The sequence below is a fragment of the Microterricola pindariensis genome (genome assembly GCF_002936985.1).
Classification (GTDB): Bacteria; Actinomycetota; Actinomycetes; order Actinomycetales; family Microbacteriaceae; genus Microterricola; species Microterricola pindariensis.
On the sequence record NZ_MPZN01000011.1, the window covers coordinates 54,980 to 74,055 of the forward strand.

17 protein-coding genes are annotated in these 19,076 nt (G+C 71.6%); 10 read left to right on the plus strand and 7 right to left on the minus strand.

Annotated elements, in window-relative coordinates:
* Positions 1 to 90: 90 nt before the first annotated feature.
* Entirely contained in the window at positions 91 to 1,635 is a 1,545-nt protein-coding gene (locus tag GY24_RS05285; protein WP_104474698.1) for an NERD domain-containing protein, read from the plus strand.
* Here the strand turns inward: GY24_RS05285 and GY24_RS17970 are convergent.
* Complete coding sequence (locus GY24_RS17970) at positions 1,625 to 2,860, minus strand: DUF7002 family protein (RefSeq protein WP_202972909.1); 1,236 nt, start codon at positions 2,858 to 2,860, stop codon at positions 1,625 to 1,627. The two genes, GY24_RS05285 and GY24_RS17970, sit on opposite strands and share 11 nt — an antisense overlap.
* A 64-nt stretch (positions 2,861 to 2,924) precedes the next feature.
* Positions 2,925 to 3,518 (minus strand): ribonuclease HepT family protein, encoded by a 594-nt coding sequence (locus GY24_RS05295; protein WP_133161128.1) that lies wholly within the window; start codon positions 3,516 to 3,518, stop codon positions 2,925 to 2,927.
* A gap of 104 nt (positions 3,519 to 3,622) precedes the next feature.
* On the opposite strand from GY24_RS05295, the gene GY24_RS05300 reads away from it, so the two are divergent.
* The 4 genes from GY24_RS05300 (at position 3,623) to GY24_RS05315 (ending at position 8,696) form a co-directional block, all read left to right on the plus strand.
* Positions 3,623 to 5,164, plus strand: a complete 1,542-nt coding sequence (locus GY24_RS05300) for an aminotransferase class V-fold PLP-dependent enzyme (protein ID WP_104474699.1) — start codon at positions 3,623 to 3,625, stop codon at positions 5,162 to 5,164.
* 390 nt (positions 5,165 to 5,554) lie between these two features.
* The gene (locus tag GY24_RS05305; protein WP_104474700.1) at positions 5,555 to 6,292 is read left to right on the plus strand and encodes an HNH endonuclease family protein; all 738 of its coding nucleotides are present in this window, start codon (positions 5,555 to 5,557) and stop codon (positions 6,290 to 6,292) included.
* 150 nt (positions 6,293 to 6,442) lie between these two features.
* A complete protein-coding gene (locus GY24_RS05310; RefSeq protein ID WP_104474701.1) occupies positions 6,443 to 7,837 on the plus strand; it encodes an HNH endonuclease signature motif containing protein in 1,395 nt (464 codons plus the stop codon).
* Positions 7,838 to 7,910: 73 nt separating this feature from the next.
* The gene (locus GY24_RS05315; RefSeq protein WP_233279207.1) at positions 7,911 to 8,696 is read left to right on the plus strand and encodes an alpha/beta hydrolase; all 786 of its coding nucleotides are present in this window, start codon (positions 7,911 to 7,913) and stop codon (positions 8,694 to 8,696) included.
* A 167-nt stretch (positions 8,697 to 8,863) separates the two neighbouring features.
* Here GY24_RS05315 and GY24_RS05320 read toward each other — a convergent pair whose 3' ends face one another.
* Positions 8,864 to 9,160 (minus strand): DUF1905 domain-containing protein, encoded by a 297-nt coding sequence (locus tag GY24_RS05320; protein WP_104474714.1) that lies wholly within the window; start codon positions 9,158 to 9,160, stop codon positions 8,864 to 8,866.
* A gap of 75 nt (positions 9,161 to 9,235) precedes the next feature.
* On the opposite strand from GY24_RS05320, the gene GY24_RS05325 reads away from it, so the two are divergent.
* Positions 9,236 to 10,633 (plus strand): DUF2252 domain-containing protein, encoded by a 1,398-nt coding sequence (locus tag GY24_RS05325; RefSeq protein WP_104474702.1) that lies wholly within the window; start codon positions 9,236 to 9,238, stop codon positions 10,631 to 10,633.
* A gap of 184 nt (positions 10,634 to 10,817) precedes the next feature.
* Entirely contained in the window at positions 10,818 to 11,702 is an 885-nt protein-coding gene (locus tag GY24_RS05330) for a TspO/MBR family protein (protein WP_233279208.1), read from the plus strand.
* 28 nt (positions 11,703 to 11,730) lie between these two features.
* Here the strand turns inward: GY24_RS05330 and sufU are convergent, their stop codons facing one another.
* The 3 genes from sufU to GY24_RS05345 all read right to left on the minus strand — a co-directional run bounded on the left by sufU (position 11,731) and on the right by GY24_RS05345 (position 14,430).
* Positions 11,731 to 12,180 (minus strand): Fe-S cluster assembly sulfur transfer protein SufU, encoded by a 450-nt coding sequence (gene sufU, locus GY24_RS05335; protein ID WP_104474703.1) that lies wholly within the window; start codon positions 12,178 to 12,180, stop codon positions 11,731 to 11,733.
* Positions 12,177 to 13,481 carry an aminotransferase class V-fold PLP-dependent enzyme gene (locus GY24_RS05340; RefSeq protein WP_104474704.1) on the minus strand — a complete coding sequence of 435 codons (1,305 nt, stop codon included), beginning with the start codon at positions 13,479 to 13,481 and terminating at the stop codon, positions 12,177 to 12,179. Before GY24_RS05340 ends, sufU begins: the two co-directional genes overlap by 4 nt.
* Before the next feature lie 223 nt (positions 13,482 to 13,704).
* Entirely contained in the window at positions 13,705 to 14,430 is a 726-nt protein-coding gene (locus tag GY24_RS05345) for an endonuclease/exonuclease/phosphatase family protein (RefSeq protein ID WP_104474705.1), read from the minus strand.
* A 199-nt stretch (positions 14,431 to 14,629) separates the two neighbouring features.
* Here GY24_RS05345 and GY24_RS05350 point away from each other — a divergent pair, with 199 nt between their 5' ends.
* The 3 genes from GY24_RS05350 (at position 14,630) to GY24_RS05360 (ending at position 17,383) form a co-directional block, all read left to right on the plus strand.
* Entirely contained in the window at positions 14,630 to 15,307 is a 678-nt protein-coding gene (locus GY24_RS05350; protein ID WP_104474706.1) for a response regulator transcription factor, read from the plus strand.
* The gene (locus GY24_RS05355; protein WP_104474707.1) at positions 15,300 to 16,778 is read left to right on the plus strand and encodes an ATP-binding protein; all 1,479 of its coding nucleotides are present in this window, start codon (positions 15,300 to 15,302) and stop codon (positions 16,776 to 16,778) included. Before GY24_RS05350 ends, GY24_RS05355 begins: the two co-directional genes overlap by 8 nt.
* 98 nt (positions 16,779 to 16,876) lie before the next feature.
* On the plus strand, positions 16,877 to 17,383 hold the full coding sequence (locus tag GY24_RS05360) for a PepSY domain-containing protein (RefSeq protein WP_104474708.1): 507 nt from the start codon (positions 16,877 to 16,879) through the stop codon (positions 17,381 to 17,383).
* On the opposite strand, the gene GY24_RS05365 is transcribed toward GY24_RS05360, so the two are convergent.
* Entirely contained in the window at positions 17,380 to 18,042 is a 663-nt protein-coding gene (locus GY24_RS05365; protein ID WP_133161129.1) for a hypothetical protein, read from the minus strand. The genes GY24_RS05360 and GY24_RS05365 overlap by 4 nt on opposite strands.
* Positions 18,043 to 19,076 lie beyond the last annotated feature (1,034 nt).

The following is a 19,076-nucleotide window of genomic DNA, read 5'->3' on the forward strand; positions in this document are numbered from 1 at the left end:
GCTGCCCGCTGCCCGCGGTCGCCGTGCGCCCGGTGCGCGCCCCGTCATCTGGGGCCAGCGCCGCCGCCGCAGGCCGCGATAACGTGGCGGATGCCCGGACGTCATGCCCTCGTCGTCGAGGACGAGAACCTCGCGCCGGCACCTCCCCCGCCTCCCTCAGGGTGGTACACCGACCCCGCGGATGCCGCCCAGTGGCGCTGGTGGTCCGGCGAGGAGTGGGCGGAGCACCGGAGCCCGCGCGACGCCGAGTCTGGGGCGGGTTATGCGCCGGCGGGCACAGTCGCGGCCGCGGGCCCTGTCGAGGCCGCTGTCGAAGGCGCTGTCGAGGCTCACGTCGACGTCGCTGTCGAAGCTGACCTGCCCGAGGCTTCCGCCGCGGCGCCCGCGCAGGCCATGCCTCCCACCACGGGCAGCGATCTGCGCAACCGCGTCCCTGCCCAGTCGCTGATGGAACACGTCATCCGTCTCAGCCGTGAGACATCCGGGCGGAGCGAGGATCTTGCGGACGAAATTCGGTCCTGGCACGCCGGCATCGTCGGCGAGCGCCGCGTCGCCAGGATCCTCAGCAATCTAGGCCCGGAGTGGACCGTCCTGCACTCGGTTCCTGTCGGCACCGAGGGAGCCGACATCGACCACCTTCTGGTCGGGCCCGCCGGGGTCTACACGATCAACACAAAGCATCACGCGGGCAAGGACGTCTGGGTTGCCGAGCGTGCACTGCGGGTGAACAACCATCCGCAGCATCACATCTCGAACGCGGCCTTCGAAGCCCGCCGGGCCGAGAAGCTCCTCACCCAGGCGAGCGGGCTCACCGTCGAGGCCGCGGGCCTCATCGTCCTCGTCGGAGTCAAGCGACTCACGATCAAGGCCGCACCGGACGGCGGCGATGTCGTCGTCGGGGTCGTGCGCGACTCTGACCTGCTCCGCACGATGCAGTCCCGACGCATCTACAGCGACGACCAGGTGCGCCGCATCGCCGCCGCCGCGGTGCGGCCCCGCACCTGGAGCTCTCTCCCGGTGCCCCACGTCGACCCGCACGAGGTGTACACCGAGTTCGAGGCACTCGCACTCGAGACGTCTGCCGCCCGGGCCGTTGTCTCGAGTTCTCGCCCCAGCCGCCCCGTGCGCGCGCCTCGCCCTGCCCCGGGCCGCGCCGCCTCGAGCCGCCCGCCCACGCGGCGCCCGTCGCGCAGGCGCCGCTCGATCCTGCCCGAGCTCGTCAAACTGGTACTGATCGGCGTCGTCGTGGTGGGCGCGATCAACTACCTCGGCAGCCTCGGCAAGGCTCAGCCGCCGGCGAGCGCCGAGCTCGCGTCGGCAGGGGCGGAGGCGGCGGCAGAGGCGGAGGCGGAGCTGTCGGCCCTCACCGAGGCGGCCGGCACGGCCGCGCTGCGGCTCGACGAGCTGAGTCCCGATGGCATCCGGCCCGCATCGCTGGTGGTCGGAAAGGGGTCGACCCTGGAGGCTCCCGACGGCACCGTGCTCGTCGCCCTGCCGAGCGGCACCACTGCCGCCTACGCGCCGAGCGCCGACGGCCTCTCCTACACGCTCACGCTCGGAGGCGCAGTCCACGGCACTGCGGTGACAGTGACGCCCGAAGCGGGCGTCTTGCCCGGGCTGCCCGTCACCCCGTAGCGCCGGCCACGTCGATCCGCTCGTACGCTCGCTGAAGTTCGAAGGTCCGATCAACTGCGCCGGGCAACGCGCGGAGCACGGCCAACGACACGGTGAGTCGGGAGCCGCCCACCCAGCCAGTCGCCAGCGCTTTCGCCTCAACGGATGCCGCAGGAACCTCGATGCCGGCGAGCACGTCATAACTCTCGGCGGCGAACACGACGAAAACGGCCGCGTCGAAGGTCCACGAGCGAAACACTGAGAACTGGATCGGCTTGCGAATCGCACTGGCCTTGACGACCCGCGACTTCACCTGGAGCAGACGTCCATCTCCTGTCGACACGTCCCAACTCTTCTCGCTATTGGGTGCGAGTGCACCTGTGTACGCCGTTGCGACCAGCGTCTCGGCGAGGTCACCCGCCGGCGCATTGAGCGTGCGGATGACCGAGCGCTCCGCCAACTCTCCGAGCACTCCCGAGTAGAGACGCAGCAACTCCCGGGTGCTCTGTGAGCCGAGGTCGATCGCGCCCAGCGCCACCCGCCGGTCGGCATCGACTTCACTCTCGCGAGTCGTCGGGGTTGCGCTGTAGAGCTGCTCGATCAACACGCCATCCTGCATGCGTTCGACTCGCGTCACGAACCGGGCGACATCCGGCACCGCACCTCGCACCGTCAGCTCGGCCACGTCGTTCCCATTCGGGCGCTGCTCCGCACGGCTGGGGTGCTGGTAGTCGGCAATCGGCAGGAACGTCGATGTGCCCCGCCGTGCCTTGGCATGGGGTTGGGCGAATCCCGAGTTGATCGCGCACAGCTCGATGTCGCGCTCGTAGGCGGCCATCAGCGCGGCGGTGTCGATCGTCACAACCGTGTGGACGTCGTTCCTGTACGACCGCGCTGACAGCAGCTCCAGCATTCGGCGCCGCTGTGGGAAGAAGAACACGCGGCTGTTCAGCGTCTCGTACCACTCAGACACGCTCAGACCATCGAGGGAATCGGCGAGCGACGGTTCGTGGATCGGCTTCTGGTCGCGGAGCACAACCGTGCCGAGCTCGGGGTGCTCGATCGGCTGCGACTCTGCACGCCGTTCGGAGAGCAAGCTGCGGCGCGCGGCATCCGAAGACACTCCCCAACGCTCGACCAACGCGCTCGCCGACAGGAGTCCGTGCGCTTGGATGGACGGCCAGGCGCCGTCGGCCGCCATGTGGAAGAGCTCCGGGTAGAGCCGGACGAACTCGCTTGTCTGCATGAGACGAGCGTAGCGATGTGCCGGGTTGCCACGCCGGTGGTGCCGCCGCGACGGCGGGCGCGGGTTAGCTGGCCTGCTGCAGCGGCCGGCGCACCGACGCGGCGACCTCCGCGATCTCCGGGAAGCCCTCCGACATCACCATCCAGATCGACTGCTCGTCGACGCGGTTGTCGTGGTGCACGACCATCTGGCGGTTGTGCGCGGCGAGCGTCCACATCGGGTCGTGGAACCGGTCCGGGTCGAGCCGGGTGAGCAGGCGGGCCAGCTCCCCGACCCGTGCGATCAGCGCCTCGCAGGCCAGCGGCAGCGCGACATCCGTGCGGAAGGCAGCACGCCCCCTGTCCACGATGCCGACGCCGGCGTCGACGGCGGTGACGAGCCCGTTCAGCCAGCGCTCGGCGAGGTCGTCGCGGGTGACGCCGGGCGGCAGCTCCGGCAGCTCGGCCTCTGGGGCACGCGTCTCCGCAACGCTCGGCGGGCCGCCGAGCACGATCTGCTCGTACCGCGCGTACGGCAGAATCACGGCCTCGGCCCGGCGATGCGAGCCGAGCACGACGGGCTGGGCGCCCTCCGGGTCGGCCCGGAACCGGCGCAACGCCCCCGACAACCCTGCGCGTGCATGCGCGACCGTCGTCACAAGGAGGGGGCGGTCGGTCATTCCCCCAACGATAAACGCTGCACAAGAATATGTACATTTTCATGTACATCCCTCGCGGGTCGGCCCCCTTCTCTCCGCTCATGGTGCGGCGTAGGCTGTGCCGCATGGGCGCGCCGGATCTGGCTTCGGGCAGCATCCTTGCGGATGCCGCCGGCACCCGCAGCGCGCCAAACCCAGCCCGCAGCGCCTCCCCCGCGCACGCCGGTGCCTCCCCCGCGCACGCCGATCCCCGGCTGGCCCTCGTCGGCTCGGACACCGAGGTGCCACTGGTCAGCGGCGAGATGCGCCGCTTCGTGAACCTGGACTACGCGGCATCCGCCCCGGCCCTGCGCGCCGTGCACGACGCCGTCGAGGAGTTGCTCGGCTGGTACTCCTCGGTACACCGCGGCGCCGGCTTCAAGTCGCGGGCGTCGACCGCCGCCTACGAGGGGGCGCGCGAATCGATCCGGCGCTTCGTCGGCGGCCGGAGCGACGACGCGGTCATCATCACCCGCAACACCACCGACTCGATCAACCTGCTCGCCGCCTCGCTGCCGCCCGGCACCCACGTGATCGCCTTCGCCGGCGAGCACCACGCCAACCTGCTGCCCTGGCGCCGGCTCAAGGCGCACTATCTGAACGCGCCGGCCACGCCCGCGCTCATGCTCGAGCAGCTGGAGTCCGCCCTGTCCGCGCTGCCGCACGGTGCCGCGGCGCGCCTGGTGGCGGTGACCGGCGCCAGCAACGTCACCGGCGAGATCTGGCCGATCGCCGAGATCGCGCGCGTCGCGCACGCGCACGGCGCACGGGTGCTCGTCGACGCCGCCCAGCTCGCCCCGCACTCCCCGATCGACATGGCCGCCGACGACCTCGACTACCTGGCCTTCTCCGGGCACAAGCTCTACGCGCCCTACGGCGCCGGTGCGCTCCTCGGCCGGCGGGACTGGCTGGCCAGCGGCGACCCGTTCCTGCGCGGTGGCGGCGCTGTGAAACTCGTCTCGATCGCCGAGACGCTCTGGGCCGAGCTGCCGGAGCGGCAGGAGGCCGGCTCCCCCAACGTGCTCGGCGCGGTCGCCCTCGGCGTCGCCTGCGACACCCTCGCCGCCGTCGGCATGGCGCGCATCGCCGCCGAGGAGCGCGAGCTGCTGGGCTACGCGCTGGGGCGGCTGGCGGCGGTCGACGGATTCCACCCGCTGCGCGTCTGGCCGGCCGAGCATGCCCGGGTCGGGCTGGTCACTTTCGCGGTGCGCGGTGTGCCGTACGATCTGCTCGCCGCCGCGCTGTCGGCCGAGCACGGCATCGGCATCCGGCACGGCTGTTTCTGCGCGCATCCGCTGATGGTGAGCCTGCTCGAGATCTCGGATGCCGAGGTGCACCGCCTCTTCGACGAGACCCGCCTCGGCCACCACGAGCGGCTGCCGGGGGCGGCACGGGCGAGCCTCGGGCTGGGCTCGACGCGCGCCGATGTGGACGCCCTCTGCACCGCCCTGGATACCCTGGTCGCGGATGGCCCGCGCTGGACGTACTCCGTCGACCCGGACACCGGCATGTACGAACCCGACCCTGACCCGCGCCCGCTGCCCGCGCTCGGGATGCGGCTGGTAGAGCATCCGACCGGGCACGCGAGTTTGCACGGGCACGCTCACAGCCACGGCGAATCGGCCTGAGGCGGCCCGCTCCGCCGCTCTCCCCGCTGGTGGACCCTGTCGAAATCCGCCTCATCGTCGGCTCGAGGGAGCATGCGACCGAAGCCAACACCCGGCACGTCATCGACTTGCGAGAAACTGTTCCAACGGCGGGGTTTTGGCGCGTTTTCCCGCAAGTCGATTCGGGGCAGCCGCGTCGGGGCGACTCCGGGGCTTCGGGCGCTGCGCTGCTCGTTCCTCGCGGCGCGGCGCCCTCCAGCCGGCGTGCGGAGTGAGGGACGCGCTGGTTGAGCCCGCCGAAACCCCACGTTGGCTCGAGGGAGCTTGCGACCGAAGCCAACACCTTCTCACGGCATCCGTGTCGGTGGCCTCGCATAGCCTTGAGGTTTGGCATCCGAACACAAGGCGGCAATGAGTACCAGGTCCCACCCCCGACGCACCCCTTCGAAGAAGCGCCGCACGCTCGCCGGCTGGGCGGCCCTGCCCGTCCTCTTCGCGATCGGCATCGCCGCCGTCACCGCGCTGACCGGCCCCGACGAGATCACCCCGGGCGCCGAGGCCGCGCCGCCCGCGGCATCCGGAACCGCCCTCGCCCAGCTCGACACCCTGCCGGTCAAAGGCCGCGCCCCGAAGACCGGCTACGACCGCACCGAAAGCTTCGGCACCGCCTGGCGCGACGTCGACCAGAACGGCTGCGACACCCGCAACGACGTGCTCGCCCGCGACCTCACCGGCATCGACCGGCCGGCCGGATGCCGCGTGCTGAGCGGCCGGCTCGCCGACCCGTACACCGACACCACCATCGACTTCGTGCGCGGCCAGGGCACCTCGCAGGACGTGCAGATCGACCACGTCGTCGCCTTGATGAACGCGTGGGAGACCGGCGCGCAGAAGCTGACCGTCGAGCAGCGCACCGCCCTCGCCAACGACCCGCTCAACCTGCTCGCCGTCGAGGGCCGGGCCAACTCTCAGAAGGGCGCGGGCGACGCCGCCACCTGGCTGCCGCCGAACAAGGGCTACCGGTGCGAGTACGTGGCCAGGCAGGTCGCGGTCAAGTCCGCCTACAACCTGTGGGTCACGCAGGCCGAGCACGATGCGATCGCGGGCGTGCTCGCGAGCTGCCCGGCCCAGGCCGTGCCGGCAGCCTGACGCCGGCGACGGCGCGCTGTGCGCCCGAATCGCGCGCTCAACCGCCGACGCGGTGCTTGCAAAAACCCGTGTCAGTGGCTGGTGAGAGGCTGTATCTAGAAGCAGAGCAGTCCGCACGGAGTTGCGGCGACGGGCACAAGGAGGTGCACGGTGAACGAAGCGGTCGAAGCCCTCAGCGAGACTGTCGCCGAGCTGGCCACCTCCTGGCAGCAGGCCGCACCCGCCCCTTTCGCCCCGTTCCCCGGCGAGCACGCTGGCCGTGAGCTCGAGGCGGAGTTGGAGGGCATGACGGATGCCACCCTCATCCACACCCTCGAACAGCTGCAGTGCGTGCAACGGGCCACCGACGCGCTCAGGGTGCGGGTCGCCGCCGAGATCGGCCACCGCTCCCGCCCCGAGCTGGGCCCGGAGCGGCTTTGCACGAAGCAGGGCTCGACGTCCGCACCCGGGTTCCTCGCCGAGGTGATGCGGGTGCCCGTCGGGGAGGCCGCCAAGCTGCAACGCCTCGGCGAGCGCACCGCGACCGGTCTGAGCTTCACCGGCGCCGTGATCCGGCCGCCCTTTCCGGCGGTCGCTGCTGCACTCGCCGAGCACCTCATCGGCACCGATGCCGCCGCGCTCATCGTTCGGATGCTGGAAGCAGTCGCTCCCCGCGCCGACCACGAGCACATGCGGGCCGCCGAGGACGCCCTCGTGGCCGCCGCCGCGACGCTCTCCGTCGCGGACATCGCTCAGCTGTGCCGGCTCTGGCGGGATCGCCTCGACCAAGACGGAATCCGCCCGCGGGAAGACGAGCTGCGCCGCCAACGTGCCCTCACCAGGCGCACCACCGCCGACGGCATGATCGAGCTGCACGCCAGCTGCGACCCGGAGAGCGGCGGCGTGTTGCTGACCGCGATCGACGCCATCGTCAGCGCGCAGCTGCACGCCAACCGCGACAACACCGACCCGGCCCTCGTCGACGGTCGGGACCTGGCCGCGATGCGCCTCGACGCACTGGTCGACATCGCCCGGCACGGCCTCGGCTGCGACAACGCCCAGCCCGCCCTGCGCGGCGCCACCCTCATGGTCACGACCACGCTGGGAGAACTCACCAGCGGCATCGGCAGCGCCCAGATAGAAGGGGTCGCCGAGTGCATCTCGGCCGACAGCGCCCGACGGCTCGCCGCCAGCGCCGACCTCATCCCCGCCGTCCTCGGCGGCGACAGCGAGCTCCTCGACCTCGGCCGCACCCGGCGGCATTTCAGCCGCGCCCAGCGCCGCGCGCTCGCCCTGCGCGACGGCGGCTGCGCCTGGCCGGGCTGCCCACACCCGCCCGGCTATACCCAGGCCCACCACATCTCCTGGTGGAAACGCGACAAGGGGCGCACCGATCTCAGCAACGGCGTCCTGCTCTGCAGCGGCCACCACCATCGAATACACCGCGACGGCTGGCAGATCCAGATCCGCCGCAACGTGCCGTGGTTCATCCCGCCACCGAACGTCGACCCGGACCGCACGCCCCGCCGCGGCGGGCGCATCCAGATCGACACCCTCGCCGGCTAAAACGACGCACTCACCGCACAGCACGCAGTGCCGACCCCGGCCGGCCGCGGCGGACGCTGCGAGAATAGAACCCGTGAGCAGCGCATCCGAGATCCCGTCCCCCCGCACCCGCCGCCCGAACAGGCACCGCCTGCGCAGCACGGTGCTCTGGATCCTCGGCGTGCTCGTGCTGCTCGTCGTCGGCGTGCTGTTCTGGGCACACAGCGTGATGTTGGGCGAGCGGCCCGCCTCGCTCGAGGTGTGGCGCAACCCCGACATCACGGTCACCGCCACCGACCACTCGGTCGTGCTCTCCCCCACGAACAACGCCTCCGAGGTCGGACTCGTGTTCATCCCCGGCGCCAAGGTTGACCCCTACGCTTACATGTACAAGCTCTCCGGCATCGTGGAGCAGACCGGCGCGACGGTCGTCATCACCAAGCCGACGCTCAACCTGGCGTTCTTCGACACACGCCCGCTCGACACCTTCACGAACGACGCCCCGGAGGTCACCGAGTGGTTCGTCGGCGGCCACTCCCTCGGCGGCGTGCGTGCCTGCCAGATGGCCGACACCGCGGATGCCGCAGCCGACGGCGTCACCGGGCTGGTGCTGTTCGGCAGCTACTGTGCCAACGACCTCAGCGATTCCGGGCTGCGCGTGCTGAGCATCAGCGGCAGCGACGACGGCCTGAGCACCCCGGCGAAGATCGACGAGGCCGCGCACCTGCTGCCGGCGGATACCGTCTTCGTCGAGATCGACGGCGCCAACCACGCCAGCTTCGGCGACTACGGCGTGCAGCCGGGCGACGGCACAGCCACCATCGACGACACCGAGATGCGCCGGGAGATCACCGACGCCCTGCAGGGCTTCGGGCTCTAACTCCACAAAAGAGGGCCACCGCCGGTTCGAGGACATGATCCAGGTTTCGCTCATCAACGGCATCGACGGTTTCGACGGCGAGGCCCACATCGCGGCCAGCCCGGAGCTGCTGGGAGAGCACTGACCCGCAGCCGGCCGACATCAGCCAGCCGGCATCCACGTGCCGCCTACAGCTCGACGAGCTCCAGGCTCACCTGCACCGGCTCGCCGTCTTCGAGGCCCTCGGCCACCCGCACGGCCTTCTTGATCGGCAGCCAATGCCCGCCCGTGCGTGAGTCAGGGAACACCGAGGTGAGCCAGCTCGTGCCGCCGACCGTCACGCGCACCTTGATGGCGCCGAAGCCGCGCGGCATCCGCGGGATCTCGCGGAGGTCGTCGCTGGCCTCCTCCGGCAGGGTCACGAAGAACCAGGACGCTCCCTGCGAGCTCCACTCCCAGAGCGGTGACGTGAACTCGAATCGCATGCCCCGATCGTAGACGAGCACGCAGACAGCGCGCAGCGCCCGGTATCCTCGCCTCACACCCGAGAGAGGCCGCCGATGTCCCCGATCAGCACCGCCGTAGACGCCCAACACCTCAGCCAGGCCGAGAGCATGGTGGAGGGCCGCGCCATGCGCGCGCTCACGCCCCGCCGCGACCTAGCCGAGTACATTCCGAGCGAGCGCGACCCCGTCGCCCTGCTGGCCGAGCAGAATGCCGACCGGGTGCCCGAGTTGGTGCCGCTCCGGATGGGGCGCATGTTGGCCAGCCCGTTCGCGTTCTACCGCGGCACCGCCGGCCTGATGGCGGCCGACCTGGCCCGCTGCGCGACATCCGAGATCGAGGTGATCAGCTGCGGTGACGCCCACATCAGCAACTTCGGCCTGTTCGCCTCCCCGCAGCGCAACCTCGTCTTCGACCTCAACGACTTCGACGAGGCCGGCCCCGCCCCGTTCGAGTGGGACGTGAAGCGGCTGGTCACCAGCGTCATCATCGGGGCCAGGGATGCCGGCTTCGGCGAGCCCGAGGTGCGGGAAGCCGCAACGCAGGCCGCGCTCAACTACCGCCGCGTGCTCACCGGCATGATGCGCCTCACGGTGCTCGAGCGCTATTACTTCCGGGCGGACACCGACCAGATCCGCGCCGGGCTCGGCCGCTCCGGCCAGCGGATGCTCGACCGGGCCGCGAAGCAGGCTCGCAAGCGCACCTCCGAGGCCTTCGCCGACAAGGTCACCGAGACGCTGCCGGACGGCCGGCTGCGCATCATCGAGAACCCGCCGCTGCTGCAGCACCTGGACTCCGAGCGCGGCGGCGTCGTGGCCGACCTCTTCGCCCAGTACGTGCAATCCGTGCCGGCCGACATCGCGGTGCTGCTCGCCCAGTTCACGCTGGCGGATGTCGCGATGCGCGTCGTCGGCGTGGGCAGCGTCGGCACCCGCTGCTTCGTGTTGCTTCTCACCGGGCCGCAGGGTGAGCGCCTGGTTCTGCAGATCAAGGAGGCACCGCCCTCGGTGTTGGAGACGTGGGGCGGGCGGGACGCGCACCGGCTGCCGACACCGGCACGCGGGCCGGAGTTCGCCGACAACGAGGGGTTCCGCGTGGTCGCCTCACAGCGCATCCTGCAGGCGGTGTCCGACTCGTTCCTCGGCTACTTCCGCGCCGACAACGGCCGAGACTTCTACGTGCGCCAGTTCCGGGACCGCAAGGGCTCCATCGACATCGAGGGACTGAGCGTCGGCGACTTCGGCACCTACGCCAATGGGTGCGCGGCGCTCCTCGCCCGGGCGCACGCGCAGAGCGCGAGCGCGCCCGCCGTCGTCGGCTACCTCGGCAGCGGCGACAACGCCGACCGCGCCATCGTGGAGTGGTCCTTCGCCTACGCGGAGCAGTCGCTCGCCGACTTCACGGCGTTGCAGGCGGCCGTCGCCGCCGGCCGAGTGGAGGCGACGGCCGGCTGAGCGCCGGGCCCTCTTATTCGGCCGGGCCCTCTGCGGCCGGGCGCCCCTGGAGCAGGCAGGCTCTGTGGCGACCCGGGCGACGATTGCACGCCGCTCCGAGCGAAGTCTGGGAGCGATCGCGAGTCGGGCGCATAGCCTGAATGGAGGCTGCCTGGTTCGGCGGCCCCGACCGAGGGGAAGCGCCATGACCGACCACTCTCACCCCGAGCTCGCCGACGCGGCGCCGCACTCCACCGCCCCGGCTCCCGGCGGCCCCGGCGACCTGGTGCGCCAGCTCACCGTGGCAGCCAGCGCCGTTATCGCCGTGGCCGGCTCGTTCATCGGGTCTGGCGCGGCCGGCGGAACCCCGATCCAGGATGCCGCTGGCGGCGCCCTGGCGGCGGATGCCACCCTCATCGCGCCGGGCACCGGGGCGTTCAGCATCTGGAGCCTGATCTACCTGGGCCTGCTCGTGTACGCGGTCTGGCAGTTCCTCCCCGGCCAGAAGCGGGCCGCGCGGCAGCGCAGGCTGGGCTACCTCGTCGCCGCTTCGCTGCTGCTGAACGCGGCGTGGATTCTGAGCGTGCAGTTCGACCTGATCTGGCTGAGCGTGCCGGTCATCATCGCGCTGCTCGTCGTGCTCGCCCGCGCCTTCGTCATCACGATCCAGGACCCGCCAACCGGCGCCGTCGACGGCATCGTCACCGACGGCACCATCGGGCTCTACCTCGGCTGGGTGTGCGTCGCCACCGCGGCCAACATCGCGGCGGTGCTCGTTGCCGCGGGCTTCGATGGTTGGGGCATCGGCGCCGAGGTGTGGGCGGTGGCCGTGCTCGCCCTGGCCGGTGTCGTCGGAATCCTGCTCGCCGTCTACGGCGGCGGCCGCATCGCACCCACACTCTCGCTCGTGTGGGGTCTGGCCTGGGTCGGGGTGGCTCGCCTGAGCGCCGAGCCGTTCTCGGGCGCCACCGCGATCGGCGCGATCGTCGCCGCGGGTGCCGTGGTGGCGGTGACCGCGGTCGCCCGCGTGCACGCGCAACGCACCCCGCTCAGCGCCCGATTGCGGCAGGCACGCGGCACCAGACTCTGAGCCAGCGCCGGCGAGCGGGCGGCCGCGCCTACGCGGCGGGGCGCACCTCGAGCAGGCAGGCCTCGGTGGCGACCCAGGCGAGCATCGCGCACTTGATGCGCATCACGAACTTGGAGACGCCGTGGAAGGCGACCGCGTCGCCGAGCACCTCGTCGTCGGGCTCGCCGGCGCCGCGCGAGCGCAGCATCTCGCGGAACTCACCGATCAGCGCGCGCAGCTCGTCGACGCTCATGCCGGGGGCCATCTCGGAGAGCACCGAGGCGGACGCCATCGAGATGCTGCACCCGGCCCCCGTCCAGCCGAGCGCGGCGACGGTGTCGGTGCCGGGCTCCAGCGCGAGCTGCAGGGTGATCTCGTCGCCGCAGCTCGGGTTGCGCTCGAAGTGCTGGGCGTCGTGGTGCTCGAGCAGTCCGTCGCCGAAGCGCTTCTTGGAGTGGTCGAGGATCAGCTGCTGGTACAGCCCGTCGAGCGCGCTCATGCCTGTGCTCCCGTCGTGGTCGTGGCGGTGACACCGAAGTAGGGGCGCACCAGGGCGACAGCGGCCAGGAAGCGGTCGACCTCCTCGGTCGTCGTGTACACGTAGGCGCTGGCCCGGGTCGTGGCGGTGAGGCCGAGCCGGCGGTGCAGCGGCTGGGCGCAGTGGTGGCCGACGCGCACGGCGATGCCCTGGGCGTCGAGGTACTGGCCGACGTCGTGCGCGTGCACGCCGTCGACGTCGAAGCTGACCAGCCCGGCGCGGGGCACGCCGGCGGCGGGGCCGACGACGCGGATGCCGTCGATCAGCGCGAGCCCGGCCAGCATCCGTTGGGCCAGCTCGTTCTCGCGGGCGTCGATGCGCTCCAGTCCCACGCTGTCCAGGTAGCGCACGGCCTCGGCCAGGGCGACGGCCTGCGACACCGGCTGGGTGCCGGCCTCGAAGCGCTGCGGGGCGGGCAGGTAGCTGGCCTCGGTCATCGTGACGGTGCTGATCATGGAGCCGCCGGTGCGGAACGGCGGCAGCGCGTTCAGCAGCTCGGCGCGGCCCCAGAGCACGCCGATACCGGAGGGGCCGAGCATCTTGTGGCCGGAGAGGGCGAGGAAGTCGACGCCGAGCTCGGCGACGTTCAGGCGCCGGTGCGGGGCGGACTGGCAGGCGTCCAGCACGACTAGGGCGCCGCGCTCGTGCGCGAGCGCCGCGATCTCGGCGACGGGCGCGACGAAGCCGGTCACGTTGGAGACGTGGCCGATGGCGACGATACGGGTGCGCTCGGTGAGGGCGGCCGCGGCATCCGCCAGCGTGTAGATGCCGGCGTCGTCGACGGGGATGAAGCGCAGGGTGGCGCCGGTGGCGGCGGCGAGCTCCTGCCAGGGGATGAGGTTGGCGTGGTGCTCGGCCTCGGTGACCAGGATCTCGTCACCGGCGGACAGCGCGAAGCGGCGCGCGGCCTCTCCCCCGCGGCCGCGGGAGGCGTTGCCGATGGCGTAGGCGACGAGGTTGAGCGCGTCGGTGGCGTTGGAGGTCCAGACGATCTCGTCCGGGTCGGCGCCGAGGAAGTCGGCGAGGGTCGCCCGGGCGTCCTCGAACGCCTCGGTGGCGAGCCCGGCCAGGGTGTGCGCACCGCGGTGAACGGCGGCGTTGCTCGTCAGCAGGAACTCGCGTTCGGCGTCGAGCACGGATGCCGGCCGCTGGGCCGTCGCCGCGGAGTCCAGGTAGGCGAGCGGCTGGCCGTTCACCTCGGCGGCGAGCGCCGGGAAGTCTGAGCGCAGCCGGAGGACCTCGGCGTCGGTGAGCGCCGACACCGGTGTTTCGGGGACGGGCGTCCCGGGGGCGAGATCTGGTGCGAGTGAGGCTTGGGGTGACACGACTGCCTTTCAGAGCGGGACTGGCGCACAGCGCCACTCCTTCGTGGAACGGCTGCGGGCGCCGGATTGTTCCTGCCTTAACGTTAGGCGACGCAGCGGGGCCCGCGCGATTGAGTCTGACCCGGTGAGTGAGCCCGTCGAGAACCCCGACGCGACCCGCTCAGATGGTGAAGTCGGCCGGGGCGGAGGACACGGCCGGGCTCGGCGCCGCGGCATCCGTCGAGTATTTCGCCGTCACCAGAATCGGCATGTGGTCGGAGGTGCCGCGCGGCAGCGTCTCGACGTGCTCGATGTCGAGGCCGACCGAGGTGGCCAGGTCGAAGTGCCCGCGGAAGAACTTGTAGCGCGTGTAGGTGCGCTTGTCGCTGAGCGTCAGGTCGTAGCCGGCGTCGCGCACCTTGTTGCTCAGGTTCTCCTTGAACACCGGGTAGTTGTAGTCGCCGACCATGAGCGTCGGCAGCCCGGGGCCGAGCTGCCAGAGCTCGCCGAGGGCCGAGTGGATCTGGTGCCGGCGCAGCGAGTTGAGCGCGGTGAGCGGGGCGGCGTGGAAGGAGGCGACGATGAGTTCTCGCTCCGCCTCCCGGTCGTAGAGCCGCGTGCCGATCAGCCGTTCGTGCGCCGGGGTCAGCACGCGGTCGTGCAGCGACTTCTTCAGCGAGAAGGCGCGGGTCTCGAGCGCGTCGAAGCGCGTCTGCCGGTAATAGACGGCGAGGCCGAGCCGGTTGCGGCTGGTCGAATCCGCCAGCCGCAGGTCGCCGATCACGGCGGGCATGTCGTGTGTGTCGAGCTCCTGCAGGCAGAGGACATCCGCCGCGTAGCGCTCACACAGCGAGATCAGCTCACCGCTGGCACTGTGCTTGCGCAGGTTGTAACTGATGATCTTCACTACACACCCATCGCCATTGTTGCCGTATCCATCTAGCCTAAACCGCGCGCCGACGAGCACAGCTAGCGCGCAGCGAACTCCCGGCTTCATGCGGCGGCGGATGCCGCGGCATCCGCCACCGCATGATTTCAGCCCCGCTTCAGCTCGGATGCGCCATGATGAGCACACTCGGACAGTCGCGACGCGAAGAGGGAGCTGCATGCGCATACTCGTGGTCGACGACGAGGCCAGGCTCGCCGATGGCCTGCGCCGCGGGCTGGAGGCAGAGGGCTTCGCCGTCGACGTCGCAGCAACCGGCCCGGACGGGCTCTGGCTGGCGCGCGAGCAGCAGTATGCCGTCATCCTGCTCGACATCATGCTTCCCGGCATGAGCGGCTATCGGGTGTGCGAGACGCTGCGGGCCGAGCAGAACTGGACCCCGGTGTTGATGCTCACCGCCAAGGACGGCGAATGGGACCAGGTCGAGGCCCTCGACACCGGTGCAGACGACTACCTGAGCAAGCCGTTCAGCTTCGCCGTGCTGGTCGCCCGGGTGCGCGCGCTGATCCGCCGCGGCGCGGTGGACAGGCCGCGCGTGCTCGAGGCGGGCGATGTGCGCCTGGACCCCTCGACGCGGCAGGTCTGGCGGGGCGAGGCGGCCGTCTCGCTGACGGCGCGCGAGTTTGCCGTGCTGGAGCTCCTGATGCAGCGGCCGGGCGACGTGCTCTCCAAGAAGCAGATCCTCGAGGGCGTCTGGGACTTCGACTTCGACGGCGACCCCAACATCGTCGAGGTGTACGTGCGGCACCTGCGCAACAAGCTCGACCGCCCGTTCGGCCGCGACGGCATCCAGACCCTGCGTGGGGCCGGCTACCGCATGGCAGTCGACGGTGGCTGAGCCGCGGGCCCGCGCGCTCTCGCTCCGTGCGCGCATCACCCTCGGGGCCGCCCTGGCCGTCGCCGCCGGGCTGGTGCTCGGCGCGCTCGGCTTCTACTTCGCACTCAGTGCCTCACTCACCGAGAACCTCCGGGCCCTCGCCCAGCAGGATGCCACGGCGATCGCCGCCCAGATCGACGCCCTCGGGCTGGCCGAGGACAACAGCGGCCACGGCGGCGGGGACGACGATGACGAGGCCGCGCCGGGCACGCCCGAGCACCTGGAGACCCTGCTGGACTTTGACGACGATCGTTTCGTGCAGATCTTCGCGGATGACGGCCGTCTGCTGGCATCCGAACCCGACCCCGTCCCGGCCGATGTGCGGTTCGTCACCGCCGAGGCGGAGGCCGACGAGCATGTGAGCGTTGTGGCGGGGCGCAGCACCGCGCAGCTCTCGGAGACGCTGGCGACCGTCGGGCTGTTGCTGGCGGTCAGCGTGCCGCTGCTCGTCGCACTGGTGGCGCTGGTGACCTGGCTCGTCGTGGGTCGGGCCCTCGCGCCGGTGGAGCGCATGCGACGGGAGCTGGACGCCGTGACGGCCGAAGACCTCGGCCGCCGGGTCGACGAGCCGCCGGGCAACGACGAGATCGGCCGGCTCGCACACACCATGAACGGCATGCTCGACCGGCTGGAGGCTGCCCAGCGTGCGCAGCGCCGGTTCATCTCGGACGCCTCCCATGAGTTGAAGTCGCCGCTGGCGTCGCTCCGCCAGTATGCGGAGGTGGCGCGCGCCCACCCCGAGCGCATCGGTCAGGCCGAGCTCAGCGACGCCGTGCTCGACGAGGGCGGACGGCTGGAGCACCTCGTGCAGGGCATGCTCGTGCTGGCCCGCACCGACGAGGGCGCGCTGCCGCTCACGCTCGACGAGGTCGACCTGGACGATGTCGTGCTCGCCGAGGCGAAGCGCCTGCGCGAGCTCGGCCGGGTCGCTGTCGATACCCGCCGGGTCGGGCCGGCGCGCCTGCGCGGGGACGCAGGGCTGCTGCGCCAGCTCGTGCGCAACCTCGCCGACAACGCCGCCCGGCACGCCCGCGGCGCCGTCGCGTTCGAGCTGAGCGAGGCGCCGGGTGGGCCGGCGGGTGCCGGTGCCGGTGCTGGTGCCGGGGCTGGTGCCGGGGCTGGTGCCGGGGCTGGTGCCGGCCCCGGGCCCGGGGCCGGCGTTCTGCTGGTCGTGCGCGATGACGGGGACGGCATCGCCCTGGCCGACCGCGAGCGGGTGTTCGAGCGGTTCCTGCGACTGGATGACGCGCGCAGCCGGGCCGGCGGCGGCAGCGGGCTGGGCCTGGCGATCGTCGCCGAGATCGTGCGCGCGCACGGCGGCACCGTCGCGGTGCGCGGCGCAGAGCCGGGAGCTGTCGGGCCGGGCGCCGTCGGGCCGGGCGCCGTCGGGCCGGGCGCCGTCTTCGAGGTGTGGCTGCCGCAGCGCGCCTGAACGCCCGTTCAGCCGACTTCAGCCTGGCTTCAGCACCCCGGGCGCACTCTGGACCCAGACCTCGCGACGAGGACAGTGTGAATGTCAGGAGTCAGACCATGAAGAAGCGCATCGCCATCATCAGCACGCTGGGAGCGGCCGGTGTCCTCGCCCTGGGCGGGGCCGGAATCGCCATCGCTGCCGCCTCGTCCGGCGAGCCGGGCTCCTCGTTCGGCGGAATCGTGGCGGCATCCGACGGCGGAAGCAGCGCCACGCCGGCGCCGCTGCCGAGCACGAGCGGCACGCCGTTCCTGGACGACGACGGGGATGATCTCGGTGACGACCACGGTGGGCACGGAGACCACGACGGCGACGACCAGGACGACCACAGCGGCCACGGCCACGACGGCGACCACCAGGACGACGACGCCCTCGTCTCCGATGCCGACCGGGCCGCGGCCAGCGCGGCCGCCCTCGCCGCCACCGGCGGCGGGACCGTCACCGATGTCGACGCCGACGACGACAGCGCCCACGCCTGGGAGGTCGACGTCCGCCTCGACTCCGGCGCGGAGCTCGAGGTGAAGCTCGACGCCAACTTCACCGTGCTCAGCGTGCAGAACGACTAGCCGAGCGCCGGCTCGTGCCCCGCTCCCTCGATGGGGGCCGGGGCGCGTTCCACGCTGTGGTGCCGCCGCTCGGTGGCGAGCTCCTGCAGGTCTTCGAGCTGCAGCAGCTGCATCCGAGCGTGCCGCTCCTCGTCGTAGTTCTCGCCGAGGTCGACGGGCTCGTTCTGCGCGGCCAGGGTCGACACCACGACGTTGCCGACCTCGTCCCAGGCGGCCTTCTTGGCAGCCTCGACCACACCGTCGACGTACTCGCGGTTCTCGCGCAGCTCGGTCAGGCGCTGCGCCAGACCCGAGTAGGTCTCCTCGCGCAGCAGCAGGTTCTGCACGTCGCTGCGGCGGTAGTCGTGGTGCCCGCTGGCGAGGCCGGAGGTGCTCTTGGCCGCCAGCCGCGCCGCCCTGATCCGCTGCGCCTGCTCGCTGGCCTCCTCGGCGAGCTTCGCGAGGTTCTCCCGCACGACCTCGGCGTAACGCTCGGCGTCGAAGTCCCGGTCGCCGCGGAGGGCCCCGATGATCACCTGGTTCTTGGTCTCCATGCGGGTGGCGTACTCGGCCAGCAGCACGCCCTCGTCCACGGCTCGCTCACGGGTGATGCGTCGGGGCGCGGGCAGCTTGCTGGCGTCGAACTTCGCCATCTTTCTGCGCTTGCGCCGGAACCACATATTTCTCCTCAACGGATGCCGTGGCATCCCGCGGCCGTCAGCGGCCGCTCCCATGCTCAACAGTATCCGAGCGGCACCGGGCCCCCGGCCGGTTCGGCGGCAGACGCACGCTGGCTCCCGGGCTTCGGGGGCTGCGCTGCTCCTCCGTCGCGGCGCGGCCCCCTCCAGCCGACGTGCGGAGAGGCGGGGGCCGCCCGCCCGCCAGCGTGGGGAGAGGCGGGGGCCGGCCGCCCCCACGTTGGCTCGAGGGAGCGCCAGCGACCGAAGCCAACACCGCCGCTCCCCTGTTGGTCTAGTAGGCCCGCCAGGGCCGTATCGAGACCCAGCATCCGACTGCGACCGTGTCGCGTGCGAGGTCTCGATACGCTCGTTCCTCGCTACTCGACCAGCGGGATGGGGGCGGCGGCATCCGGCCCGTCGCGGCCCCCGATCCGTCTCGCGGCCCCCGATATACCACGTGCCGCGAGACACATCGCGGGCCCCGAGAAGCAAGTTCGCGCGAATGCCGGGCCGGCCGATCACGTTGGCTCGAGGGAGCGCCAGCGACCGAAGCCAACACCGCCGCACCCCCGCTGGTCGAGTAGGCCCGCCAGGGCCGTATCGAGACCCAGTATCCGGCACAGGGCTGTGTCTGGTGCGAGGTCTCGATACGCTCGTTCCTCGCTACTCGACCAGCGGGATCGGGGGGGGCGGCGGCATCCGGCCCGTCGCGGCCCCCGATTCGTCTCGCGGCCCTCGGTATATCGCGGGCCGCGAGACACATCGGGGGCCGCGAGAGACATGCGCGCGCGGATGCCCGGGATGGCGCCGCCATGCAGCATCTGGGGTGCGGCGCCCGAGCCTCGTGCGGCATTGGTGCGCACACGAGCAGCCGTGTCAGGTTGTGGCTCCGGGGCTTCGCTCGTTCCTCGCTCAGCCGACGTGGGAAGAGGCGTCCAGCCGACGTGGGAAGAGGCGTCCAGCCGAAGTGGGAAGAGGCGTCCAGCCGAAGTGGGGAGGGGCGCTCGGCCGACGTGGGGAGGGCGCTCGGCCGA